The sequence below is a fragment of the Gordonia sp. SL306 genome (assembly GCF_026625785.1).
Taxonomy (GTDB): Bacteria; Actinomycetota; Actinomycetes; order Mycobacteriales; family Mycobacteriaceae; genus Gordonia.
In genome coordinates this window covers 2,642,267-2,663,462 of the sequence record NZ_CP113063.1, presented here as the reverse complement: position 1 = coordinate 2,663,462, position 21,196 = coordinate 2,642,267, and the positions used below count along the sequence as shown (strand labels likewise).

19 protein-coding genes and 2 pseudogenes are annotated in these 21,196 nt (G+C 65.4%); 9 read left to right on the top strand and 12 right to left on the bottom strand.

Going from position 1 to position 21,196, the window contains the following annotated elements:
- A complete protein-coding gene (locus OVA31_RS12160; protein WP_267631320.1) occupies nt 1–468 on the bottom strand; it encodes an SRPBCC family protein in 468 nt (155 codons plus the stop codon).
- Between the two features lie 62 nt (nt 469–530).
- On the opposite strand from OVA31_RS12160, the gene OVA31_RS12155 reads away from it, so the two are divergent.
- The 3 genes from OVA31_RS12155 to OVA31_RS12145 all read left to right on the top strand — a co-directional run bounded on the left by OVA31_RS12155 (nt 531) and on the right by OVA31_RS12145 (nt 2,508).
- Nucleotides 531–1,412 carry an alpha/beta fold hydrolase gene (locus tag OVA31_RS12155; RefSeq protein WP_267631319.1) on the top strand — a complete coding sequence of 294 codons (882 nt, stop codon included), beginning with the start codon at nt 531–533 and terminating at the stop codon, nt 1,410–1,412.
- A gap of 121 nt (nt 1,413–1,533) precedes the next feature.
- The gene (locus OVA31_RS12150) at nt 1,534–1,917 is read left to right on the top strand and encodes a histone-like nucleoid-structuring protein Lsr2 (RefSeq protein ID WP_267631318.1); all 384 of its coding nucleotides are present in this window, start codon (nt 1,534–1,536) and stop codon (nt 1,915–1,917) included.
- Nucleotides 1,918–2,271: 354 nt separating this feature from the next.
- Nucleotides 2,272–2,508 (top strand): CsbD family protein, encoded by a 237-nt coding sequence (locus OVA31_RS12145; RefSeq protein ID WP_267631317.1) that lies wholly within the window; start codon nt 2,272–2,274, stop codon nt 2,506–2,508.
- A 119-nt stretch (nt 2,509–2,627) separates the two neighbouring features.
- Here the strand turns inward: OVA31_RS12145 and OVA31_RS12140 are convergent, their stop codons facing one another.
- Both OVA31_RS12140 and OVA31_RS12135 read right to left on the bottom strand, forming a co-directional pair.
- Nucleotides 2,628–3,563, bottom strand: a complete 936-nt coding sequence (locus tag OVA31_RS12140) for an NADP-dependent oxidoreductase (protein ID WP_267631316.1) — start codon at nt 3,561–3,563, stop codon at nt 2,628–2,630.
- Between the two features lie 282 nt (nt 3,564–3,845).
- Nucleotides 3,846–7,370, bottom strand: coding sequence for a replicative DNA helicase (locus OVA31_RS12135; protein WP_420714179.1), 3,525 nt, complete (start codon nt 7,368–7,370; stop codon nt 3,846–3,848).
- A gap of 569 nt (nt 7,371–7,939) precedes the next feature.
- Here OVA31_RS12135 and OVA31_RS12130 point away from each other — a divergent pair.
- Complete coding sequence (locus OVA31_RS12130; RefSeq protein WP_420714178.1) at nt 7,940–8,587, top strand: hypothetical protein; 648 nt, start codon at nt 7,940–7,942, stop codon at nt 8,585–8,587.
- 55 nt (nt 8,588–8,642) lie between these two features.
- On the opposite strand, the gene OVA31_RS12125 is transcribed toward OVA31_RS12130, so the two are convergent.
- From OVA31_RS12125 to rpsF, 5 genes are all read right to left on the bottom strand, one after another.
- The gene (locus tag OVA31_RS12125; protein ID WP_267631314.1) at nt 8,643–8,900 is read right to left on the bottom strand and encodes a hypothetical protein; all 258 of its coding nucleotides are present in this window, start codon (nt 8,898–8,900) and stop codon (nt 8,643–8,645) included.
- 282 nt (nt 8,901–9,182) lie between these two features.
- Nucleotides 9,183–9,635 carry a 50S ribosomal protein L9 gene (rplI, locus tag OVA31_RS12120; RefSeq protein ID WP_267631313.1) on the bottom strand — a complete coding sequence of 151 codons (453 nt, stop codon included), beginning with the start codon at nt 9,633–9,635 and terminating at the stop codon, nt 9,183–9,185.
- A gap of 17 nt (nt 9,636–9,652) precedes the next feature.
- A complete protein-coding gene (gene rpsR, locus OVA31_RS12115; protein WP_267631312.1) occupies nt 9,653–9,910 on the bottom strand; it encodes a 30S ribosomal protein S18 in 258 nt (85 codons plus the stop codon).
- A gap of 18 nt (nt 9,911–9,928) precedes the next feature.
- A complete protein-coding gene (locus OVA31_RS12110) occupies nt 9,929–10,438 on the bottom strand; it encodes a single-stranded DNA-binding protein (protein ID WP_267631311.1) in 510 nt (169 codons plus the stop codon).
- Between the two features lie 125 nt (nt 10,439–10,563).
- The gene (rpsF, locus tag OVA31_RS12105; protein ID WP_161060865.1) at nt 10,564–10,845 is read right to left on the bottom strand and encodes a 30S ribosomal protein S6; all 282 of its coding nucleotides are present in this window, start codon (nt 10,843–10,845) and stop codon (nt 10,564–10,566) included.
- 238 nt (nt 10,846–11,083) lie between these two features.
- Between rpsF and OVA31_RS12100 the strand changes: the two genes are divergently transcribed.
- Together OVA31_RS12100 and OVA31_RS12095 are read left to right on the top strand one after the other, a co-directional pair.
- Nucleotides 11,084–12,532, top strand: a complete 1,449-nt coding sequence (locus tag OVA31_RS12100; protein WP_267631310.1) for a hypothetical protein — start codon at nt 11,084–11,086, stop codon at nt 12,530–12,532.
- Nucleotides 12,529–13,116: a GNAT family N-acetyltransferase gene (locus tag OVA31_RS12095; protein WP_267631309.1), complete on the top strand. Its 588-nt coding sequence runs from the start codon at nt 12,529–12,531 to the stop codon at nt 13,114–13,116. Before OVA31_RS12100 ends, OVA31_RS12095 begins: the two co-directional genes overlap by 4 nt.
- Nucleotides 13,117–13,132: 16 nt before the next feature.
- On the opposite strand, the gene OVA31_RS12090 is transcribed toward OVA31_RS12095, so the two are convergent.
- The 4 genes and pseudogenes from OVA31_RS12090 to OVA31_RS12075 all read right to left on the bottom strand — a co-directional run bounded on the left by OVA31_RS12090 (nt 13,133) and on the right by OVA31_RS12075 (nt 18,195).
- Nucleotides 13,133–13,528, bottom strand: coding sequence for an HNH endonuclease (locus OVA31_RS12090; RefSeq protein ID WP_267631308.1), 396 nt, complete (start codon nt 13,526–13,528; stop codon nt 13,133–13,135).
- A 132-nt stretch (nt 13,529–13,660) separates the two neighbouring features.
- Nucleotides 13,661–15,278 (bottom strand): annotated as a pseudogene (locus OVA31_RS12085) (glycosyltransferase family 87 protein).
- A gap of 61 nt (nt 15,279–15,339) precedes the next feature.
- Nucleotides 15,340–17,646, bottom strand: a complete 2,307-nt coding sequence (locus tag OVA31_RS12080) for a transglycosylase domain-containing protein (RefSeq protein WP_267631307.1) — start codon at nt 17,644–17,646, stop codon at nt 15,340–15,342.
- 159 nt (nt 17,647–17,805) lie between these two features.
- Nucleotides 17,806–18,195 carry a DUF5318 family protein gene (locus OVA31_RS12075; protein ID WP_164309611.1) on the bottom strand — a complete coding sequence of 130 codons (390 nt, stop codon included), beginning with the start codon at nt 18,193–18,195 and terminating at the stop codon, nt 17,806–17,808.
- 172 nt (nt 18,196–18,367) lie between these two features.
- Here OVA31_RS12075 and OVA31_RS12070 point away from each other — a divergent pair, with 172 nt between their 5' ends.
- From OVA31_RS12070 to OVA31_RS12060, 3 genes and pseudogenes are all read left to right on the top strand, one after another.
- On the top strand, nt 18,368–19,066 hold the full coding sequence (locus OVA31_RS12070; RefSeq protein WP_267631306.1) for a PadR family transcriptional regulator: 699 nt from the start codon (nt 18,368–18,370) through the stop codon (nt 19,064–19,066).
- On the top strand, nt 19,059–20,147 hold the full coding sequence (locus OVA31_RS12065) for an inositol-3-phosphate synthase (protein WP_267631305.1): 1,089 nt from the start codon (nt 19,059–19,061) through the stop codon (nt 20,145–20,147). Before OVA31_RS12070 ends, OVA31_RS12065 begins: the two co-directional genes overlap by 8 nt.
- A 129-nt stretch (nt 20,148–20,276) precedes the next feature.
- A pseudogene (locus OVA31_RS12060) lies at nt 20,277–21,192 on the top strand (NADP-dependent oxidoreductase).
- Nucleotides 21,193–21,196: the final 4 nt, after the last annotated feature.

The window sequence follows — 21,196 nt, the reverse complement described above, 5'->3', positions numbered from 1 at the left end:
TCAGGCGAAGCGTGCTGCCAGGCCCCGAAGCGTGCTCTCGATACCTGCGCCGTTCTTCTTGTCGTAGCCGAGCATCTCGATGATCTTGGGCACCTTGATCGTCGAGTAGTCGAAGGTCTCCGTGACCTCGGTCGTGGTCGGCGACGTCTCGTTCAGTTCCCACCGCCACCGGTGTCCCATCGGGTGCTGCCACTCGACTACCTTGCCGTCGTCGAAGTCGGTCACGGTGGAGGTGATCTTGTACGGGACGCCGAACTGCTTCATGCCCACGCCGAACCTAGCACCAAGACTCAGGACGTCGGGCCCGGTCACCGGGGTGTCGCGCACAGTGCCCGATCCATCCAGTTCGGGATGCCGATGCGGGTTCGCGACCAGGCCGAAGATGTCGGCGGCGGGGGCGTTCACGACCACCCGGCGCGACACCTTGTGGGGGCCGGAGTCGACGGTTGTGACGATTGTGTCTGCCATGATTCCAAATCTACGCTCCGGCGTCCGTCCGAAGTGTCGATGTGAGTCGATACAGTGAACCGGTGGATGACGAGTTCAGCCTCCTGGGAGAAGCCGCCGACGAACTCGGTTTACGGGTCCCCATCCCGGGTGTCACGCGCGCAGACACGACGGTCGACGAGCACGGCGTGAGCGCGCTCGTCTGGGGTTCGTCGAGTCCGCGCGCAGTGTTCCTGCACGGTGGCGGGCAGAATGCGCACACCTGGGACAGCGTTCTCCTGGCGCTCGGAATACCTTCGATCGCGATCGACCTTCCCGGCCATGGCCACTCCTCCTGGCGTGCCGACGGCGACTACACGCCGGCACCGAACGCCCGAGCAGTCGCGCCGGTCATCGCGAAGCTGGCTCCCGATGCCGAAGTGATCGTCGGCATGTCACTCGGCGGACTCACCGCCATCAGCCTCGCCGCCACGGCCCCAGACCTGGTGCCACAGGCCGTCATCGTCGACGTCACACCCGAATCCCCGCACCGTGCAGCCGAACTCGAAAAGGAGGCACGCGGCACGGTGGCCTTGATCGAAGGCCCGCAGGAGTTCGACAGTCTCGACGAGATCATCGAACTCACCGCCGCGGCCGCACCCACCCGGCCGCTGCCATCGATCCGTCGCGGCGTCATCCACAACACCCGCCGGCGCGCGGACGGACGCTGGGTGTGGCGGTACGACCGATTCCGGGAAGCTCCAGCGGCGCAACCGATCTGGGATCACCTCGGCGCGACCACAGCACCCATGACGCTGGTCCGTGGTGGCCGGTCCCCCTTCACCACCGATGAAGACGCAGAACGCTTTCGGGCGCGACCCGGGCCCACCGACATCGTCACGATCGAGGACGCCGGGCACTCGGTACAGAGTGACGCACCGCTACAACTCGCGGATGTGATCGCACGCGTGCTGACCCACGAATGAATGCCTCCCGCGAATGATTTGTGTGTTCACGCAACAATGTGAAAGCGGGAATCCGGGAGCTCTTTAGTAGGGTGTAGAGGCTCAACACCCGGCAACCGCAGATATCGACGATTGGTGAGTCATGGCCAAAGTAGAACGCGTGGAGTTCATTGATGACCTCGATGGCAAGCCGATCGATGCGGACGATCTCAACCGCGTCGAGTTCGAGGTCAAACTGCCGGGGCGCCAACCGGTCAGATATGGCATGGACCTGCGCACGGCCAGCGTCGCCAAGTTCGAGCGGGACATGGGCAAATACATCGCCAAGGCAGACAAGATGCAGCGCAACGGCAGAGCGGCGACCAGACCCGTCCGCGCATCCGTCGATACGACCCCGGCCCCGGCACCAGTCGCATCAGAACAGACGCGCACCATCCGCGAATGGGCGATCGACAACGGTTACGAGGTCTCCGGTCGCGGTCGGGTGCCGGCCAAGATCGTCGAAGCCTACGAGGCCGCGCACTGAGCGGACCTCGGAGTCATCCCCGCAGGAGCGCCGGACTCGAGGTCGCGAGCCGGGTCGACTGACCAGTGCGATCTATGAACAGAGCTGTTCAACAACCCATTTCGGGGTATAGGGCTCAATGGAAGACTGGTTTGGCCCACAGGCGGACAGGCTCATCTCTGTCCCATCCCGGCGCTGACCGGCATCACCCACCGGCCCGCTGACGCCACTTCCCGCTGGACGTGTTCGCTGACACGACCCGATCCTTCGCAAGAAACCGCGGTGTCAGGTTTGACGGCGTGGCGAGTCGGGTATCTCGACTCCAAGGGTGTTGAGCCCTTCGACGAGTGACCAGCTACTGCAAGGAGTGCATTCATGAGTGAGAACAGCGGCCCCGCCGAGGGAATCAAGGGCGTCGTCGAAGACGCGAAGGGCAAGGCCAAGGAAGCCGTCGGCGCGGTCACCGGGCAGGATTCGATGACGCGCGAAGGCCAAGCGCAACAAGACAAGGCAGAATCCCAACGGACTGCCGCTGAAAAGGAAGCCGAAGCGGAGAAGGCTCGCGCCGAGGCTCGCGTTGACGAGGAACGCCAGCGGAGCGAACAGGAATAGCTCGCTGCTTCGTCGTCGCCTCATGCTGGCGGCAAACGCCTGAGAGATCGAAGGTCCGGTACGCGGGTATCACCCGCGCACCGGATCTTCGACGTTCCGATTCGATGGGCGCATCGACGTCAGACGCGAACGACGACCTTGCCACGCACGTGGCCGGACTGGCTGCGCTCGTGCGCACCCGCAGCGTCGGCCAGGTCGAACACCTCGGCGATCTCCGGCTTCAGCTCGCCTGCCTCGCCGAGCCGGGCGAGCTCGGCAAGGTCTGCGGCGTCGGGCCGCACCCAGACGTACTGCCCGCCGAACTCATCGCGTGCCCGTGCATCCGTGATGGAGGCAACTGTGCCACCGTCGCGCAGGAGGTCCGGCACCGAGTCGAGCGCGTCACCACCCACGTAGTCGAGGATGACGTCCACACCCTCCGGTTCGAGCGCGCGTACGCGGTCGATCAGTCCCTCTCCGTAGGTCACAGGCTCGGCGCCAAGAGTTCGGAGGTAGTCATGATTGGCTTCCGATGCCGTGCCGATCACCCGCGCGCCGAGCGACCGTGCGATCTGCACCGCGAACGATCCGACACCGCCCGCGGCGGCATGGACCAGCACCGTGTGGCCTGATTGCAGGGCCGCCCGGCGAATCGTCTGGAAAGCAGTGAGCCCGGCGAGCGGAGTGGCCGCAGCTTCCTCGAACGACCACCCGGCCGGCTTGTGCGCGAGTGTGCGCACCGGCGCCGCGACGAACTCGGCCAGCGTTCCGCCAGCCACTTCCCCACCGACGACGTCTTTCCGGACGTAGCCGAACACCTCGTCGCCCACCTGGAACTCGGGTGTGTCCAAGCCGACCTGCTCGACCACCCCAGCGACATCCCAACCCGGAACGACCGGGAACACGGTATCCAGGATCTCGGCGAGATACCCCTCGCGGACCTTCCAGTCGACCGGGTTGACGCTCGAGGCGCGGACGCGCACAAGGACGGAGTCGGGACCCACCTTGGGCGTGGGCAGATCCGTGAGCGTCAGGACATCGGAGCCGCCGAAGCGGTCATACGTGATTGCTCGCATATCGGGACCAACAGGCTCCGCGACCGATTGATTCCGGAGAGCGACGGATCAGTGAGGTCGAGACAGACGGCACATCCAGTGGACGCCGCCTACCCAATATCCGATCTATGAGTCGGCTCGATCGGCAACCGACATGGCGACTTGGGCTGACGTGATTGCCCATGCGTTCCGAGGACGTCGTCGACGGCTCCGGCGAAGGCGCGCGGTCTGTCAAAAGACTTCAGAGAATCGCGCCTTCGTAAGCTGATACGTGCCCGCCCGATAACCCACGCGTGAAAGGACTCACCCCCGCGCCATATCGACGAACTTGCTCAAATGCAGTTGGTGCGCAACGGTTATCGTCGCGGTTGGACCGTTTCGGTGCTTACCCAATATGATGTCCGCCTCGCCTGCACGCGGGTCGTCACGTTCGAATGCGTCGGGTCGATGTAGCAGGATCACCATGTCCGCATCCTGCTCGAGACTATTGTGCAGCGACAGACCATTGGCGATGAAGTTGTGGGTCCCCGGCACGGTACCGTCGAACACATCTTGCTCGCCTAGACCTTCGATCTCGACAATTCGGTCCCAGTAGACATCGTTGGTGGCGAGCATCTCGATGTCTGCGCTCTGAAGGATCTGCGCGACCCGCGCCAAGCGCGACCTACTCGGCGAGTGTTTCCACATCGTCGAACCGCAGAATCGTGAACCCATCGCCGCAGCGAAATCGCGATGGGTCATCCCCTTGTCGCGCAGCATGGTCCGAACTTGATCCCACACGGCCCTCGGGACCGTGTCCGCGTTGGTGTTGGCCTCGACGTTCTCCAGCTTTCGAAGAACCTGACGCGCCTTGATGCCACGCGCACCATAGACACCGACCTTCGCCAGGAACGTCGTCTGGTTGTCCACACCGTTGATGGTGAGGTGCCAGCACGGTCGGTAGCCGGCCTTCTCGGTCCGGACGATCCGTCCGTATATTCCGAACCGGAGCAGCAGCTGTGCGATGTCGTCAGCGAGTCGACGTGACGTGGTCGCGTAATAGACCCTGCCCTGACCTGCCTTTTCGTCCCAGCGAACCGAACCATCTGTGGACCACAGGTGCTGCAGGAACAACGCGACCTGATCCGTGGGCAGCGAGAACACCACGGGCGGAACGAACTTCTCGTAGCTTCGCAAGCCGAACAATCCGAGGTCGTCAAGCCAGGCCGCGATAGGGTTTCGCTTGCCATGCGTCAACCGATACGGCGCACGCAAGCGCAGGGTGGTCACGCGCGCGGCGGGGTAGTCATCGCGAATCGCCTTGACACCGAAGTATCCAGCCGCGAATTCAACCGCCTGCAGGTTCTCCTCATCGACACTCGCATATCGGATCGGCTGACGCTTGACGCATGAGCCATCTCCGATCATGTGCGCGAGCATCACAAGTTCCTGCTCCGCCATCAACCCGGTGTCCCGCGGCTCCGGCACCCACCTCGGCGCCGCAACACGATCGTCGACAGCCAATTGCTCCAACGGGATCCAGCCGTCGACAGTCTGGAACGGATGATTACCCGTCGCCTCGATGACACGTCCGGACGCCATCCGAACACGGAACACCTCTTTGCGACCGCTCGGAAAAACTTTCACCATCCGGCGTTTCACCATGCGCATGCGCTGGTCCAGCGACCACACCAGAGGCTTCTCACCGGTCGCCATGAGCTCACCGAGAGTGACCTCAGAACCGTTGTCGGCACGCAGAATTCGCGCAGAAGCAGGCAGGCACCCCGACTCACGTAGATCAGACACCTGCGGCTTCTTGTCCGTCCGCTGTTCTGGTCCACGGTTCAGCTGACTGATCGCAACCACCGGAACCTCGAGTTCCTTTGCGAGCAGCTTCAATTGACGAGAGAACTCGGAGACCTCCTGCTGACGGGACTCCACCTTCTTACCCGACGTCATCAGCTGCATGTAGTCCACCACAACGAGTTTCAGATCCTGGCGCTGCTTCAGCCGACGAGCTTTGGCGCGGATCTCCATCATCGTCAGGTTGGGTGAGTCGTCGATGAACAGCGGCGCCTCGGAGATCTCGCCCATCCGTCGCGCGAGCCGGGTCCAGTCGTCGTCGGTCATCGTGCCGCCGCGCATGTCACCGAGTTTCACCTTCGCCTCCGCCGACAACAGGCGCATGACGATCTCGGTCTTGCTCATCTCCAGCGAGAACATGGCGCTGGTCAGGTGATTGGTGATCGAGCACGAACGCAGGAAGTCCATGGCGAGCGTCGAGTTGTGCGTGGGCACCATCGCCTCGCCTGCCAGGTACATGTGCTCGTCGTTGTCGACCTGCACGCACCGCACCGGCACGCTGTCCACCGGCCGCACGGAGATCAGTCGACGCACACCGGCTCGACGGCGGAGTTCCTTGTGCCGGATGGCCTTGTGATGGACGGTGAAGACGTCGTCGTCGGCGTCCACCCGCAGCCAGCCGGTGACCGATCGCTTGTAGTTGTAGCCGAGGCCTGCCACCAGATCGGCGACGACGGCGGTCATGTGCCGCGTGGCGGCGGGCACGGTGATCCAGCCGTCGTCGTCGACCGTGGCGCGGGCGTCGAGCAACCCCGCGAGCAGTGCTCGACGCTGCGCGATCGACCCCCGGAGATATTCGAATGGGATGCGGCCGCCGAGGTCGGCCATCAACGTCATCACGTCAACTGGGCCTTCGGCATCGATCCGCATGGCGATCTCGGGGTCGTTGAAGGCCATCCCGGCCAGCGCCGCGACGGTGTACGGGCCGTACGCGAAGCGCTTCCGCGGCAATTCCAGCGGTCGGGTGTTGCGGATCACGGCGCAACCGACGTGGGCGCGCATCCCATCGGTGGTGACGGTCTGTCGTTTGCCGTCGATATCGGCCACCCACTGGTGCTGTTCGTCGGCGACCAGGATGGTGCCGTCGTTGAATTCGACCTCGTAGCACGGGCGTTCGGTCATCACCTCGGTGGCGGCGACCACCTTGGTGGGCGTGCCCTGGGCGTCGAGCAGCAGGTCGCCGACCCCGACCTTGCCCATCGTGGTCCAGCCGGTCGGTGTGGGCAGCGGGGTGTCGAGGGCCAGCGCCTTGCCGACACCCGGTCGCGCGGCGACGATGATCATCTGGCCCGGATGCAGACCGTTGGTGATCTTGTCGAGGTCGACGAAGCCGGTGGGCACGCCGAGCGAGATACCGCCACGAGAGGCGATCGAGTCGATCTCGTCCATGGTCGGCTGGAGCAGTTCTTCGAGCGGCACGTAGTCCTCGGCGGTGCGGCGCTCGGTGACCTCGTAGACCTCGGCCTGCGCGCGGTCGACCACCTCGGCGACGTCCTGGCCGTCGGCGCCTGCGTAGCCGAACTGCACGATGCGGGTCCCCGCCTCGACGAGCCGCCGCAGGATCGCCTTCTCCGCGACGATCTCCGCGTAATAGCCCGCATTGGCGGCTGTCGGCACCGTGGAGATCAACGTGTGCAGATAGGGTGCCCCGCCCACCCGGCGGAGCTCACCGGCACGCTCGAGCTCGTTGGCGACGGTCACCGCGTCCGCGGGTTCGCCCTTGCCGTAGAGCTCGAGGACCGCTTCGTAGACGGCCTGGTGCGCAGGACGGTAGAAGTCGCCGGACCTGAGTTTCTCCACCACGTCGGCAATCGCGTCTTTCGACAGCAACATGCCGCCCAGCACCGACTGCTCCGCAGCCAGATCCTGAGGCGGCTGCCGGCCGAAATCCTGGGCGGGGACACCATCGTCCCCTCGACCCGCTCGCCCGCCGGCAACCGACTCCAGGTGTCCTGGGTCGTGCCCGCGGTCATCGACAACTGCCACGCGTGTCAAACCTCTCGCAGTACTTTGCACCACTCGACTTCGAGTGGGTCCGACTCTGTGTGGCGTCCACGGCATCCGCCGCCGACGTCGGTCGTGCTGGCTCCGTGATAGCGACGACCACCGACACAAAAGTCCGGCGGCGCGCCCAGAGCTATCGCAGAGGCACTGTCGGAGCACACTAGAGCGACCTTCGTGTCCGGTTCAAACGGAGCTGTGCACAACATTGTCAGCAAACTGTGGACCGTCTGTGGACGCTGGCGAGTGGCTTGTGCACCCCCTGTGTACAGCGTGGGGATTTGTTCTGTGAGCAATTGAGTAACTGCAGGTCAGTGCACTGAAAGTTTTCCACAGCAGGTCAAAGAATTCGTCTCGGCGTGTCACGCTGGACACGTCGTTCGGCGTGTTGCAGGTCAAGCCCGAACCACCTGCAACCAACAACTCGGTAAACATTCGATGTGACTTGGGTTACACCTGCTCAGAGGTGGTCCCGATCGGCGGTTGTGGACAAACGTCCCACAATCTCCGGAGTTCCGGTCCACCCCGACGCGGGTCGTGTTCCAATGTTGGCCATGGGGCGGTATCGGGCGACACGAGGTCGACATCTTCGGTGGCAGCAACTCGTCGTGGCCGGAGTCGCCGTCGTGCTGGCCACGGCCGCCCCGTTGGGTACGGCCACGGCTTCGGCAGCACCGGCGCCGGGACCGACGATGCCGGTCGAGTTCGACCTCTCGAGATATCAACCGGTCAACCCGGCCGCCTACCGTCCGCTGGCGTACGCCGACAACGGTCGCGGATTCCTGCGCGCCGGCCGATGGCTGTGCCAGATCGGTCCGACGTACCGCTACGCCGGCTGTCAGGGCACCCCGGCGACCGCACCCCCCGACGTCCGCGGTGCAGCGATCTCGGGCGACCAGCAAGGGCCCTGGTGGGTACCCAACTGGTCGAACTACCGATTCGGTGCGCCGTCGGGTTTCCGCGCACCGACCCTTCCCGTCGGCAAGCGGGTCACCATCGGCGGGGTCACCTGCACCGCTCCCCGACCCGACACCGTCGCCTGCCGGACCGGCTCACGGGCACTGATCTTCACCCCGGGCTGGCACAAGTTCTTCTTCCCCAGTGGCGACAGCGCGCACAGCAACAACCCGGCACCCCGGTATCTGCCGCCACGACTGCAGTACTGGAATCAGCTGCCGGCGACGCCGGCCCCACCGCGCTGAGCCCTGCGCCGGTGTCGTTGCGGCTCATCGCAAGTCACCGGTCACCGGCGAAGCCTCAGAGAAACGACCTCATCTGAGTGGCGAACTCGAACATCCACGCGCGCGAAGGGGTGCCGGCGGGACGAGCGGCCCGGTCTGCCTGCGCGGCCTCCTTGGCCGACGCCGGCGCCTGTTGTCGAGCTGCTTTCTCGAGTGCACGCTCCCGCGTCGCAATCGCCTGCCGCGCTTGATAACCGGGAATGTCGACGCTGGGCAGTCGGAAGAACAGCAGGACGAAGACGATCACGCCGGTGATGACGAAGATGATGAACATGGCGAACGCCTCCTGGTGTGAACATGATCGGTTGTTCACGAGTCCCGTGGACGTTGCGCTCCTTTGCGGTCGATCCGGCCCCCCGGATCTGATGAACTCGTAGCACCGAAACTACGTCTCGGCAGCGCAGGTGAAACGCGTAGTCGACTACCCGAGTCGTGCGGTCCTCCCCCACGCGTACGCGAGGGATTACTCATGGTTGCGCGTACCTGCCCCAGAGAGACGACGAGGCCGGGCGGACCATGTCCGCCCGGCCTCGTACCAGGTACTGCGTCGGTGTGCTCAGCCGGCGATGACGGCCAGCTCGACAGTGGCCTCCACGTCGGGGTGCAGACGCACGACGACGGGGTAGCTACCGGTGGCCTTGATGTGGCCCTGCGGCAGCTCGACCGAACGCTTGTCGACGACCGGTCCACCGGCCGACTTGATCGCGCCTGCGACGTCGGCGGCGGTCACCGAACCGAAGAGCTTGCCCGAGTCATGGGTCTTGACACCCAGCGAGACCGCGGTGAGGCCTTCGAGGGCCTGCTTGAGCTCGTTGGCGTGCTCGAGACCGCGGACCTCGCGGGCCTCCTGGGAACGACGGATGCCGTCGACCTGCTTCTGCGCACCACGGGTGGCCTTGATGGCCAGACCGCGGGGCAGGAGGTAGTTGCGGCCGTAGCCGTCCTTGACCTCAACGGTGTCGCCTGCTTCGCCGAGGTTCTCCACGGCGGCGGTAAGGATGAGTTTCATGTCAGCTCCCTTTCCGCTCAGCGACCGATCGAGGTGAAGGGCAGCAAGGCCACCTCACGCGAGTTCTTCACGGCCACAGCGACATCGCGCTGGTGCTGGACGCAGTTGCCCGTGACGCGACGCGAACGGATCTTGCCGCGGTCGGACAGGTAGCGCCGCAGCAATGCGGTGTCCTTGTAGTCGATGACAGCCTTCTTGTCCTTGCAGAAGTTGCACGCCTTGGTCTTGGTGACCTTCTCGACGCGCGGCTTCCGGCTGCTTTTTGCCTTTGCCATTGGTACTCCAGTGTGTTTCTAGAAAGGTGGTTCGTCGTCGCCCCCGCCGAACGATCCGCTCGCGGGCGCGCTGCCCCACGGATCGTCGGCGACCTGCTGGCTTCCGCCGCCTCCCCCGCTGCGGCTTCCGCCGCCGCCCGAGGAGAAGCCTCCACCGCCGCCCCGCGAGGCCTTGTTGACCTTCGCGGTTGCGTACTTCAGTGAGGGGCCGATCTCGTCGACCTCGAGTTCCACCACTGTGCGCTTCTCGCCCTCACGGGTTTCGAAGGATCGCTGCTTGAGGCGACCCTGCACGACGACCCGGGTTCCCTTGGACAGACTCTCGGTCACGTTCTCCGCGGCATCGCGCCAGATGTTGCAGCGGAGGAACAGCGCTTCGCCGTCCTTCCACTCATTGGTCTGACGATCGAAGGTGCGCGGCGTGGAGGCCACCGTGAAGTTGGCCACCGCGGCTCCCGACGGTGTGAACCGGAGCTCCGGGTCTGCCGTCAGGTTGCCTACAACGGTGATGACCGTGTCGCCTGCCATGTGTCTCCCCTTGGGTCGTGGTTGGGCACTCGCTGATCGACGTGCACCGGGCAATGGTTCAACGCTATGCGTTCAACCCTAGAGCCCGGCACCGACTGCTTACGTGTCGATCGAGGAACTGTGGATTACTTCCGCAGGACCTTGGTGCGCAGGACCGACTCGTTGAGCTTCAACTGACGGTCGAGCTCGGTGACCGTCTTGGGCTCGGCGTTGAGATCGATGACGGCATAGATGCCCTCGTTGTGCTTCAGGATCTCGTAGGCAAGACGGCGCTTGCCCCAGATGTCGACATTGTCCACCTTGCCGCCGTCGTTACGGACAACGTTGAGGAAGGTATCCAGTGAGGGTGCAACGGTGCGCTCGTCCAGATTCGGATCGAGAATGACCATCAATTCGTAGTGACGCATAAGACCACATCACCTCCTATGGGCTAGTTCGGCCACGGACTGTCCGTGGCAGGAGGGTCGCCTGCGTCGGCAACCGCTCCAAGATACACGACGTACCCCTGACCAGGGAAATCGCCATCCGCACCCGCGACGGTTCCCGTCAGCCGCGACGGTCATCCGGGGGCGCGGCTGACGGGAACCATCGCGGCTGGGGATAGGGGGTCGGTGAGTGGGTGCGCGACCACTTAGTCTGTAGCGCATGTCGGACGTCCGCCGAGCGCCATCGCGGGCGTCACGTATCTCCACCACCATCGCAGGCCGCGGCCAGATGGCCGTGATCCTGCTGACCTCGCTGCTCACCACCTGTCTGTGCATGTTCTGGAGCTATTCGGCGAAGATCGTATGTGGAGGGCCGCCGTTCCTCGCCGAGGGCCGGAGTTCGCATTGGCCGGTCGGCGACCCGAACGCAGTCATCCCCTGTTACTCGGACCTGATGTACCTGTGGGTCGGACGCGACATCAACAATCACGTCTTCCCGTTCATCCACGGCGGCATCACCCCGGACGGCAAACTGTTCGGCGGCGTGGTCGAGTACCCGGTGTTGTCGGGCATGTTCATGTGGCTGGGCGCGATCGGCGCGCACACCGACACCGAGTTCTTTCAGCACTCGGTGTGGTTGCTCGTCCCGTTCGGCCTCGCCGTCACGGTGATGCTGGCGCTGATGACCCGCTGGTCGGTTCTCTGGTGGGCCGCGACCCCGCCGCTGGTGCTCTACGCGTTCCACAACTGGGAACTGCCCGTGGTGGCGACCGCGGTCGGCGCGGTCGCGGTGATGGCCTGGGGTTCGACGATCAGCCCACGCACCGGCGAGCGACGCCTGTCCGTGCGGACGGCCGCGATCCTCGCCGCGATCCTGCTCGGCATCGGGTTCTGTCTGAAGCTCTATCCCGGCTTCTTCGTGCTGCCGTTGGCGATCTACGTACTCACCTACGGAACGGCGCCGGGCCTCGGCGGTGAAGCCCCGATCCGCAGGACACTCGACTGGGTCGGCGCGGTGTGGGTGGCGGCCGCGGCGACGCTCACGGTCATCGCGGTCCAGCTGCCGTTCATGGTCCTCGGATTCGACGGGTGGAAGGCCGCTCTCTCGTTCCAAGGCAAGCGGAAGTCGGATGTCGACACCAATTCGATCTGGTACTGGGGACTCCGTCACTTCACGGGCGGCCAGACCGACACCTACAACTCGCTGGTGGGTCTGCTGTCGCCGATCCTGATCGTCGCGGCGTTCGCGACGGCGGTCTACCTGGGCTGGCGGGTATATCGCCGCGATGGGCTGTACCCGTGGATCGGGGTCTCGGCGTCGATGCTCGCCGGGTTCATGCTCTTCCACAAGGTGCACTCGCCGCAGTACACATTGTGGATCCTCCCGTTCTTCGTGCTGCTGAAGATCCGCTGGCCGGTCATCGTCGGCTATCTGGTCGCCGATTTCATCCTCGATACGACGATCTTCCGGTTGTTCGGCATCTATACGTCGGGTTCGCCGATGAAATGGTGGGTGATCTCCGGGGTCAACGTCGGCGTGTGGGTGCACGCGGTGTTGTTGGCATACCTGATCGTCGCGTTCGTCCGTGCACCTCTCCGAGAACCGTTGGCGTCGTTCGGTCGTCGCACGAGCTCGCCGGAACCCGAACTGGCCGTCGCCCGCTCATGAGCGGGTGGTTGGGCACGGGTACCCTGTCGGCCGGACGGGTGACCTTGCGGCCGTTCACCTTCGACGACGTCGCCGCTCTCGCTCAGGTGGTGAGGAACCCCGAGGCCTACCGGTGGACAACCGTGCCCACGGACCCCGATTCCGCCCGATCATGGATCGAGTCAGCGCTCGCCGACCCGGCGCGCCGCGTGGCCTACGCCGTCGTCGACAACACCGACGGACGATTGATCGGATCGACGAGCTTCTACGACATCGATGCCGACAACCTCACCACCGCAATCGGATACACATTCTATGCGGAGGGCGCCCAGGGCACGGCGATCAATCCGACGGCGAAGTTCCTGCTGATGCGTCACGCATTCGAGGAGTGCGGGGCGGTGCGGCTGGTGTGGCACACCCACGAGAACAACGCACAGTCACGAGCGGCGATCGCCAAGTTGGGTGCCACCTTCGAGGGACTGTTACGCAAGCATCGACGCTTCGCGGACGGTTGGCGGACGACGGCGCAGTACGCCCTGGTCGACGACGACTGGCCCGCGGCGAAACAGGTCTTGCTGGAGCGGATCCCGGCCGAGGAGCGCTGACACCGCGTCAGCCGCGCTACGCCTCGGATTCGACGAGGTCAGGCGGGTCGAGGTCTGGCGGATCGAGATCCTGGAGTTCGGACGCCGTCGTCACGGCGCGCAGTCGTCGGAGGAACGCCTCTTCGTCGAGACCCTTCCGTCGCATCCACGCGGTGACCTCCGCATTACATTTGCTGGCGTTGCACGAACGGCAGGCCGGCACGACGTTGAGCACGGTGTACCTGCCGCCCACCGACAACGGCTGCACACAATCCCGTTGCAGCGGGGTGCCGGATCGCCCGCAGTAGGCGCACCCGCCCCATGCCGCCTTGATCTCGAGCCATTGCTCGGGACTGAGGTCGTTGTCGGCGTTGCGCATCCGGCGCTGCCGTTTGCGCCCAGCCCGCGCCCGCCTGGAGTTGCTGCTCGCCATGTGCCGATCGTAGGCCGAGGAGTGCGGCCGGATGGTGAGGCACGACGCGGAGGTTGCTGTCGGCAGGATTCGGGTTGCTGTCGGCGGGATTCGCGTTGCTGTCGGCGGGATTCGGGTTGCTGTCGGCGGGAATCAGGTTGCTGTCGGCGGGTGGGCGGGTTCCGCCGGCGGTCGGGCGGTGCGTGGGCGCGATGGGATGGTGATCCGGTCGGGCGCGCCGTCGAGGACGCCGCCCGCCGGGTCGTCGAGCATGCCTGCGGGCCGCGCCCGGAATCCGTCGCCCGAACGTTTGCGGACGAGGTCGTCCTCGGGATGCCAGATCTGCCACAGCACGACGGCACACAGTGCGAGCACCATCGCGGCCCGCAGCAGGATCGCCGCGGTGAACCATTGCTCCGGTAGCCATCGGCGGTCGGGATCGAGGTACAGCGTCATCCGCGGGACCCAGACCAGCGCGTCGACGACCATCCAGGCGAGCAGCAGACGCGTGTGCGGGATGGCCAGCACCGCAAGCGGGACCAGCCACAGCGAGTACTGCGGACTCCACACCTTGTTGACGAGGAGGAAGCCGGCAACCATCAGGAACGCCATCTGGGCGAGCCGAGGACGTCGAGGTGCGCACAATCCCACCGCACCGAGCCCGACGACGACCAGCACCACCAATCCCAGAGATAACAGATTGAGGACGGTCGGTGTTCCAGGTGAACCCGCCCGCATCACTGATGATGCGATAGAGACTGTCCTGCTCGGCCGCACGATCGCTGTTGTACCGGAAGAACTCCCACCATCCCTGCGGATAGAGGATCAGGATCGGGAGGTTGACGGCGGTCCACGTGAGCACCGCCGCCGCCGCGGCCGCGGCGAACTCACGAACCCGGCCCGCGCGCAGACAGAGGATCAGCAACACGACCAGCAGCAACACCGGATAGAGTTTCGCCGCGGTCCCGAGGCCGATGAAAACACCTGCCAGCCACGGTTTTCGGCGCGCCCAAAAGAGGATGGCGAGTGCCACCATCGCCATCGCGATGGCATCGAAGTTGGTGAAGATGTGAACGATCACCAGCGGCGACAACGCCGCCAGCCAGGTCGCCCAGACACGCGTGCGTGCGGTGAGGGCGGTGGCCCAGATGGTCACCAGCCAGAACAGGGCGAGGCCCAGGGCGGCGAGGTCGAAGAACAGCACCACTTCCAGCGCGCCCGGCACACCCCACTTCTCGTGCGCCGAATCCCATTGATGCGCAAGCCAGGACGCGCCGTACATGTACATGCCGGTCACCACCGGGTACTCCATGTACCGCTTGACCTGCTGCCCGTCGGCGCCCTTCTCGAACCAATAGGTCCGGTACGGAAGAGCGCCGTCGTCGAGCTTCTCGGCCCCGAACAGGCCGATCACGTCCGAGTAGCAGAGATTGGTGTACTGCCGCTGGTTGTCCCAGTCCAGGCGCAATTGTGTGCCGGTCGCGGTATTGCCGTCGGCGGGCGCCTGCTGGAGACAGGCGGCCTTGCCGAACCATCCGAACGCCATGGCGCAGAGGGCCAGGAGGAACAGGACCCGGATCGGCGTCCACAGCCGGCTGCGGCCGATGGCCGCATGTCTGCCCACCGGGCCGCCGACCACGTCGGAGGCCTCCCGCACCACCACGTCGGTACGGCTCGGCAGGACCCGATCGGTGTCGATGCGCCGATCTCCCGCGAGCGGGGCCGCAGCATCCCAGGACTCGGGCGCCACCGGATCATGCTCGACGAGCACCGGATTCGTGTCCGGGGATTCCGGACCTGTCGAGTTCTCCTCCGCCACGGCGACTGTCGGCTCAGCCGACCGGAGGGGGCTCCGGAATGTCTCCGCCGCCGGTATCGCCACCGCCGGTGTCACCGCCGCCGGTATCTCCGCCGTCACCCGTGCCACCACCGGTGTCGCCGCCGCCGGAGTTGCCGTCACCCTGGCCGCTGTCGCCGCCTCCCGGTGCCGCGTTGCCCGGCAGCGGGATCGTCACGCCGGGGGCGAGCGTGATGCTGCCACCACCGCCACCGCCGCCGGGGAATCGCTGGGACGGTCCTTCGTCGCCGGTGCGTGGCGAGCGCGTTCGCGGCGAGTCGTCGTAGGTCACCGGCGGTGGCTCATAGGGGACACCTGCCTGACCGCCGACGGCCTCGGGCTCGGGGAACTGCTGGATGGGCTTCCCGTCGAGCGCACCGTTCATCGTGGCTTGCCAGATGTCGGACGGCAGCATGCTGCCGTAGATCGGCGAGCCGCTGTAGTTCTTGAGTGCGCTGCCGTCATCGGTGCCGACCCAGACAGCGGTGGACAGCTGGGGCGTGTAGCCGACCATCCAGGCGTCCTTGTTCTGACCGGTGTCGCCGAGCTGGGCGGTTCCGGTCTTGGCTGCCGACGGACGCGAGCCGAGGCTCGGGTCGCTGAGAGCGTGCCCGTTGGAGTACGAGGCGATCGGCTCGAGGGCGGAGGTCACGTTGTCGGCGACCTTGGCCGGGAAGACCCGTTCGCCCTGGCTGGCCTGGTGGTCGTAGAGGACCTCGCCGTCGGAGGTCTCCACCTTCTGCACGAAGTAGGGATCGTGCTTGACACCCGACGCGGCGAGCGTTGCATACGAGGACGCCATGTCGAGCACGCGCGACGGATACTGACCGAGGACCACGCCACCTTCGATGTTGCCGTCCTTGCCCTGCAGAGTCTGCTGGATGTCACCGAAGCTCTGCGCGACGCCTGCCTTGTGCGCGGCGGCCGCCACGGCCTTCGCCTGTCCGTCTAGATCCATCATCAAGCGGTAGTAGACGGTGTTGAGCGACATCTTCATCGCGGTGGCGAGGTTGCACGATCCACAGCTCTCGCCGTCGGAGTTCTCGACGGTCAGCCCTCCGGGCGCGTCGTAAGGCGCCGAGCTGTAGACCTTCGAGAGCGGGATGCCCTGCTCGAGGGCGGCGACCAGCGCGAAGACCTTGAACGACGAGCCGGTCTGCAATCCGGCCTGGGCGTAGTCCCAGCCGTTGGCATCGTTGCCGCCGAAATAGCCACGGATACCACCGCTACGCGGATCGACCGACACCACGGAGGTCCGCAGGTCCGACGGTTCACCCTTGAGCTGATCGTTCGCGGCCTCGACGGCGGACTTCTGCGCCTGCGGATTGATGGTCGTGGTGATCTTCAGACCCTCGGTGCGGACTTGCTGCTCGGAGATGTTCAGTCGGCCCAGCTCGGCGAGGACCTGCTGCTTGATGAGACCGTTCGACCCGGGGGTGTCGTCGGACTGGGCCCGGGCGTTGGGCACCTTCGGGTATTTCATCGCGGCGCGATCACTCGGGGTGATCGATCCGATCGCCACCATGCCGTCGAGCACGTAGTTCCAGCGCGCCTCGGCGGCCTCGGGATTGACCTCAGGGTCGTAGTACGAGGGCGAGCGGATGGCCGCGGCGAGAACCGCGGATTCCTCCGGCGTGAGGTTCTTGACGTCCTTGCGGAAGTAGGCCTGCGACGCCGCGGACACGCCGTAGGCGCCACGACCGAAGTAGATCGTGTTGAGGTAGGCGGCCATGATGTCTTCTTTGGACCACTCGTTCGACATCTTGGTCGCGAGCGCGAGTTCCTTGAACTTGCGCTCATAGCTGTGCTCGTCACCGACGAGCGCGTTCTTCACGTACTGCTGGGTGATCGTCGAACCGCCACCGGCCTCACCACCGTTGCCGGTCACCTGACCGATCGCGGCGCGGGACAGGCCGCGGACCGAGAAGCCCGAATTGCTGCGGAACTCGCGGTCCTCGGCAGCGATCACCGCATCCTGCATCGATTTGGGGACGTCGGAGATCTTGACGTCGCTGCGGTTGCCCTCGGGCGGGACCACTCGGGCAAGGGTCTTGCCGTTGTCATAGGTGATCGTCGCGACCTGGTTCTGCTTGATGTCTCCGGGCGCGGGCACCGACGCACCGAAGTACGTCAGCATGAACGCCAAAATGCCCACCAGCGCGATGGCCGGGACGACGGCGCCAATGATCCCGAAGCCCCAGGCGAGCCGCTTGTGACGTCGGCGCACAGGGTCGTCGGCCTGTGCGCGCGGCGTCCGGCCGCCGCCGCGTGGGGCGGACGACGTTCCGCGTGTGCTGCTCATCGACCCACCTTCCTATCGTCGCGACCGACCAATTCAGCGCTTTTCACAGACCTTCTCCGTCGTTATTCGTTATCCCACTGTGACCCACGCAGACGTATCCAAGCAAAAAGGACGTCCGGGGTCGATGGGTGATCCGCGGCGGGGCGGGCACCCGGGCAGTTACTTCGCCACCCGTCGCGTGCGCGTGGAACGTGGTGGCAAACCCGTAACGTACGACTGCACGAGATGGTTCCAACTGCACGTCCGGCACACCTCGACCACGTGCACCGAGAACTCTTCGGCGGTGGTGGCCAGACCGGCGATCTCGTCGTTGGTGCGGGCCGAACCCGACACCTGCCCGAGCTTCTCGCCGAATACCCAGGAAACGAGGGTGACCTGCTCTTTCCGGCAGATCGGGCAGAGCGCATCAGAGGGGCGGCCGTGGAACTTGGCCGCACGCAGCAGATACGGACTCGCATCGCAGACGTCGGCCATGGCGGTCCGTCCGGAATGGACATCGGACAGCCGTGACCTCCTCTGCAGGGCGTAGTCGACGATCTGGCGTTGCACGAGTTCAAGGGTACGTGGTCGATCCGGCAGCTGTCGGTGTGACGGTCATCCCGACAGAGCGTGTCGAACTGATCGCCCACACGGTGCACCCGCTGTAGACGCGAGTTATATCGCTGCGATACATTGGTGATCACATCAGAGCGACGTGTCGAACGGGAAGGAGTGAGCACCGATGTTGGAGCTCGCGATTCTCGGATTACTCCTCGAATCCCCGATGCACGGCTATGAGCTGCGAAAACGCCTCACCGGCCTGCTCGGCGCGTTTCGTGCGTTCTCCTACGGGTCGCTCTACCCGACGCTGCGTCGTATGCAGGCCGACGGCATCATCGACGAGGCAACAGCGCCGACCGGGGTGAAGGTGCGACGCGGTCGTCGCGTCTATCAGCTCACCGACGTCGGCCGGGAACGCTTCAGCGAGCTGGTCGCCGACACCGGGCCGCAGAACTACACCGACGACGGATTCGGAGTGCATCTCGCATTCTTCAGCCGAACACCGGCCGTCGCGAGAATGCGGATCCTGGAAGGTCGCCGTCGCCAGGTGGAAGAGCGTCGCGAAGGCCTCCGGGAGATCGTCGGCCGTTCCAATCGCGCCGTCGACCGCTACACCCGCCAGCTCCATCAGCTCAGCCTCGAATCCAGTGAGCGTGAGGTGCGGTGGCTGAACGAGCTGATCGCGGCCGAGGCATCGGAGAACGAGGCCGACGCCGAAAACCGACGGGATCCGCTCACGGACCCCGTCGACAGTGACTTCCACGTTGCCGGCTCAGAGCAGAGCCGCGACGTGGGGCAAGAAGAAACCGAACACCAGAGAACACCGGTGGCGCAGCGATCTGCGACGCCCCGAGTAGAAGGAGAACCCGACCATGGGTGAGCCAAATAAGGTGCGCGTGGCCATTGTGGGCGTAGGAAACTGCGCTTCATCCTTGGTCCAGGGCGTGCAGTACTACAAGGACGCCGACGAGAATGCCTCGGTGCCCGGCCTGATGCACGTGAAGTTCGGGCAGTATCACGTCCGCGACGTCGAGTTCGTCGCCGCCTTCGACGTCGATGCCAAGAAGGTCGGTTTCGACCTCTCCGACGCGATCTTCGCGAGCGAGAACAACACCATCAAGATCGCCGACGTCCCGCCGACCGGCGTGACCGTGCAGCGCGGTCAGACCCTCGACGGTCTCGGCAAGTACTACCGCGAGACCATCACCGAGGCCGAGGGCAGCGGCGTCGACGTCGTGCAGACGCTCAAGGACGCCGAGGTCGACGTGCTGGTCTCCTACCTCCCGGTGGGATCGGATCAGGCCGACAAGTTCTATGCGCAGTGCGCCATCGATGCGAACGTCGCGTTCGTCAACGCCCTGCCGGTGTTCATCGCCTCCGACCCCGAGTGGGCCCAGAAGTTCACCGACGCCGGTGTCCCGATCGTCGGCGACGACATCAAGAGCCAGGTCGGTGCCACCATCACCCACCGCGTGATGGCGAAGCTGTTCGAGGATCGCGGCGTGACGCTGGACCGCACCTACCAGCTCAACGTCGGCGGCAACATGGACTTCAAGAACATGCTCGAGCGTGAGCGTCTGGAGTCCAAGAAGGTCTCCAAGACCCAGGCCGTGACCTCCAACCTCACCGGCTCGCTCGCCGGCAAGGTCGAGGACAAGAACGTCCACATCGGACCGTCGGATCACGTCGCGTGGCTCGACGACCGCAAGTGGGCCTACGTCCGCCTCGAGGGTCGTGCCTTCGGTGACGTGCCGCTGAACCTCGAGTACAAGCTCGAGGTCTGGGACTCCCCCAACTCGGCCGGCATCATCATCGACGCCGTGCGCGCCGCGAAGATCGCCAAGGACCGTGGCATCGGCGGCCCGATCCTCCCGGCTTCGGCCTACCTGATGAAGAGCCCGCCGGAGCAGCTCGCCGACGATATCGCTCGCCAGCAGCTCGAGACGTTCATCCAGGGCTGATCACTGCACTGAGTCACTGAGTCACTGAGATCGTCCCCGTGAGCGGGGTTCGGGGGCATATCCCCCGGACGAAGCTCACGGGGACGATTTTCGTCGGTGCCCCAGGTCGGCCGGCGCTAGCCTGGGAGCATGCGCGTTCAACGCTGGGTGGCGACCGGGTTCGGCGGTCTCGACGATTTCGCGTTCATCGACGACGATCTCGGTCCGCCGGGGCCTGGTGAGGTGACCATCGGCGTGCGGGCGGCAGGCGTCAACCCCGCCGATCTCAAACACGCACAGCGCGGCACCGACCCGTCACAGCTCCCGCTCCCCATCGGCTACGAGGTGTCCGGTCAGATCCTCGAGATCGGCCCCGACACCGAGATTGCCTCGGGTGGCGGCGCCGTCGGCGATGCGGTCTTGGCCTTCCGAGTCCAGGGTGGCTACGCCACCGCTCTCACCGTGCCTGCGGAAAAAGTGTTCGCCAAACCGGCATCGCTCGATGAACCGTCTGCCGCCAATCTGCTACTCGCCGGCTGCACCGCCGCCGACATGCTCCGCGCGGCGCGCGTGGAGCGCGACGAGACAGTCCTCCTGCACGCCGCGTCCGGCGCGGTCGGAGTCGCGGTTCTACAGCTCGCCAGACTGCGCGGAATCACGGTGATCGGCACCGCGCGGCCGGAGAACTTCGAAAGGATCCGCGAATTCGGCGGTGTCCCCGTCCAATACGGCCCCGGACTGGCCGATCGGGTGCGCGCCGCCACGCCACGCCGCAGGCACCGATGAAGCCGTCGACACCTCGCTCGAGCTGGTGGCCGATCGCTCCCGGATCGTCACGGTCGTGTCTGCGCAGCGCGCCTCCGCCGAAGGTTTCATCGCGCTGGGCGGAGGGCAGCCGGAGAGCCTCGAGTTCCGCGACGCGGTGCGCTCGAGCCTCATACGTCTCGCCGCCGCGGGCGATCTCGTCGTACCCGTGGCGCGCACCTTCCCACTCGCGGACGCGCGTGCTGCGCTCGAGTTCGTCAGTGATGGCCATCCGGGCGGAAAGGTCGCGCTGATCCCCTGATCGA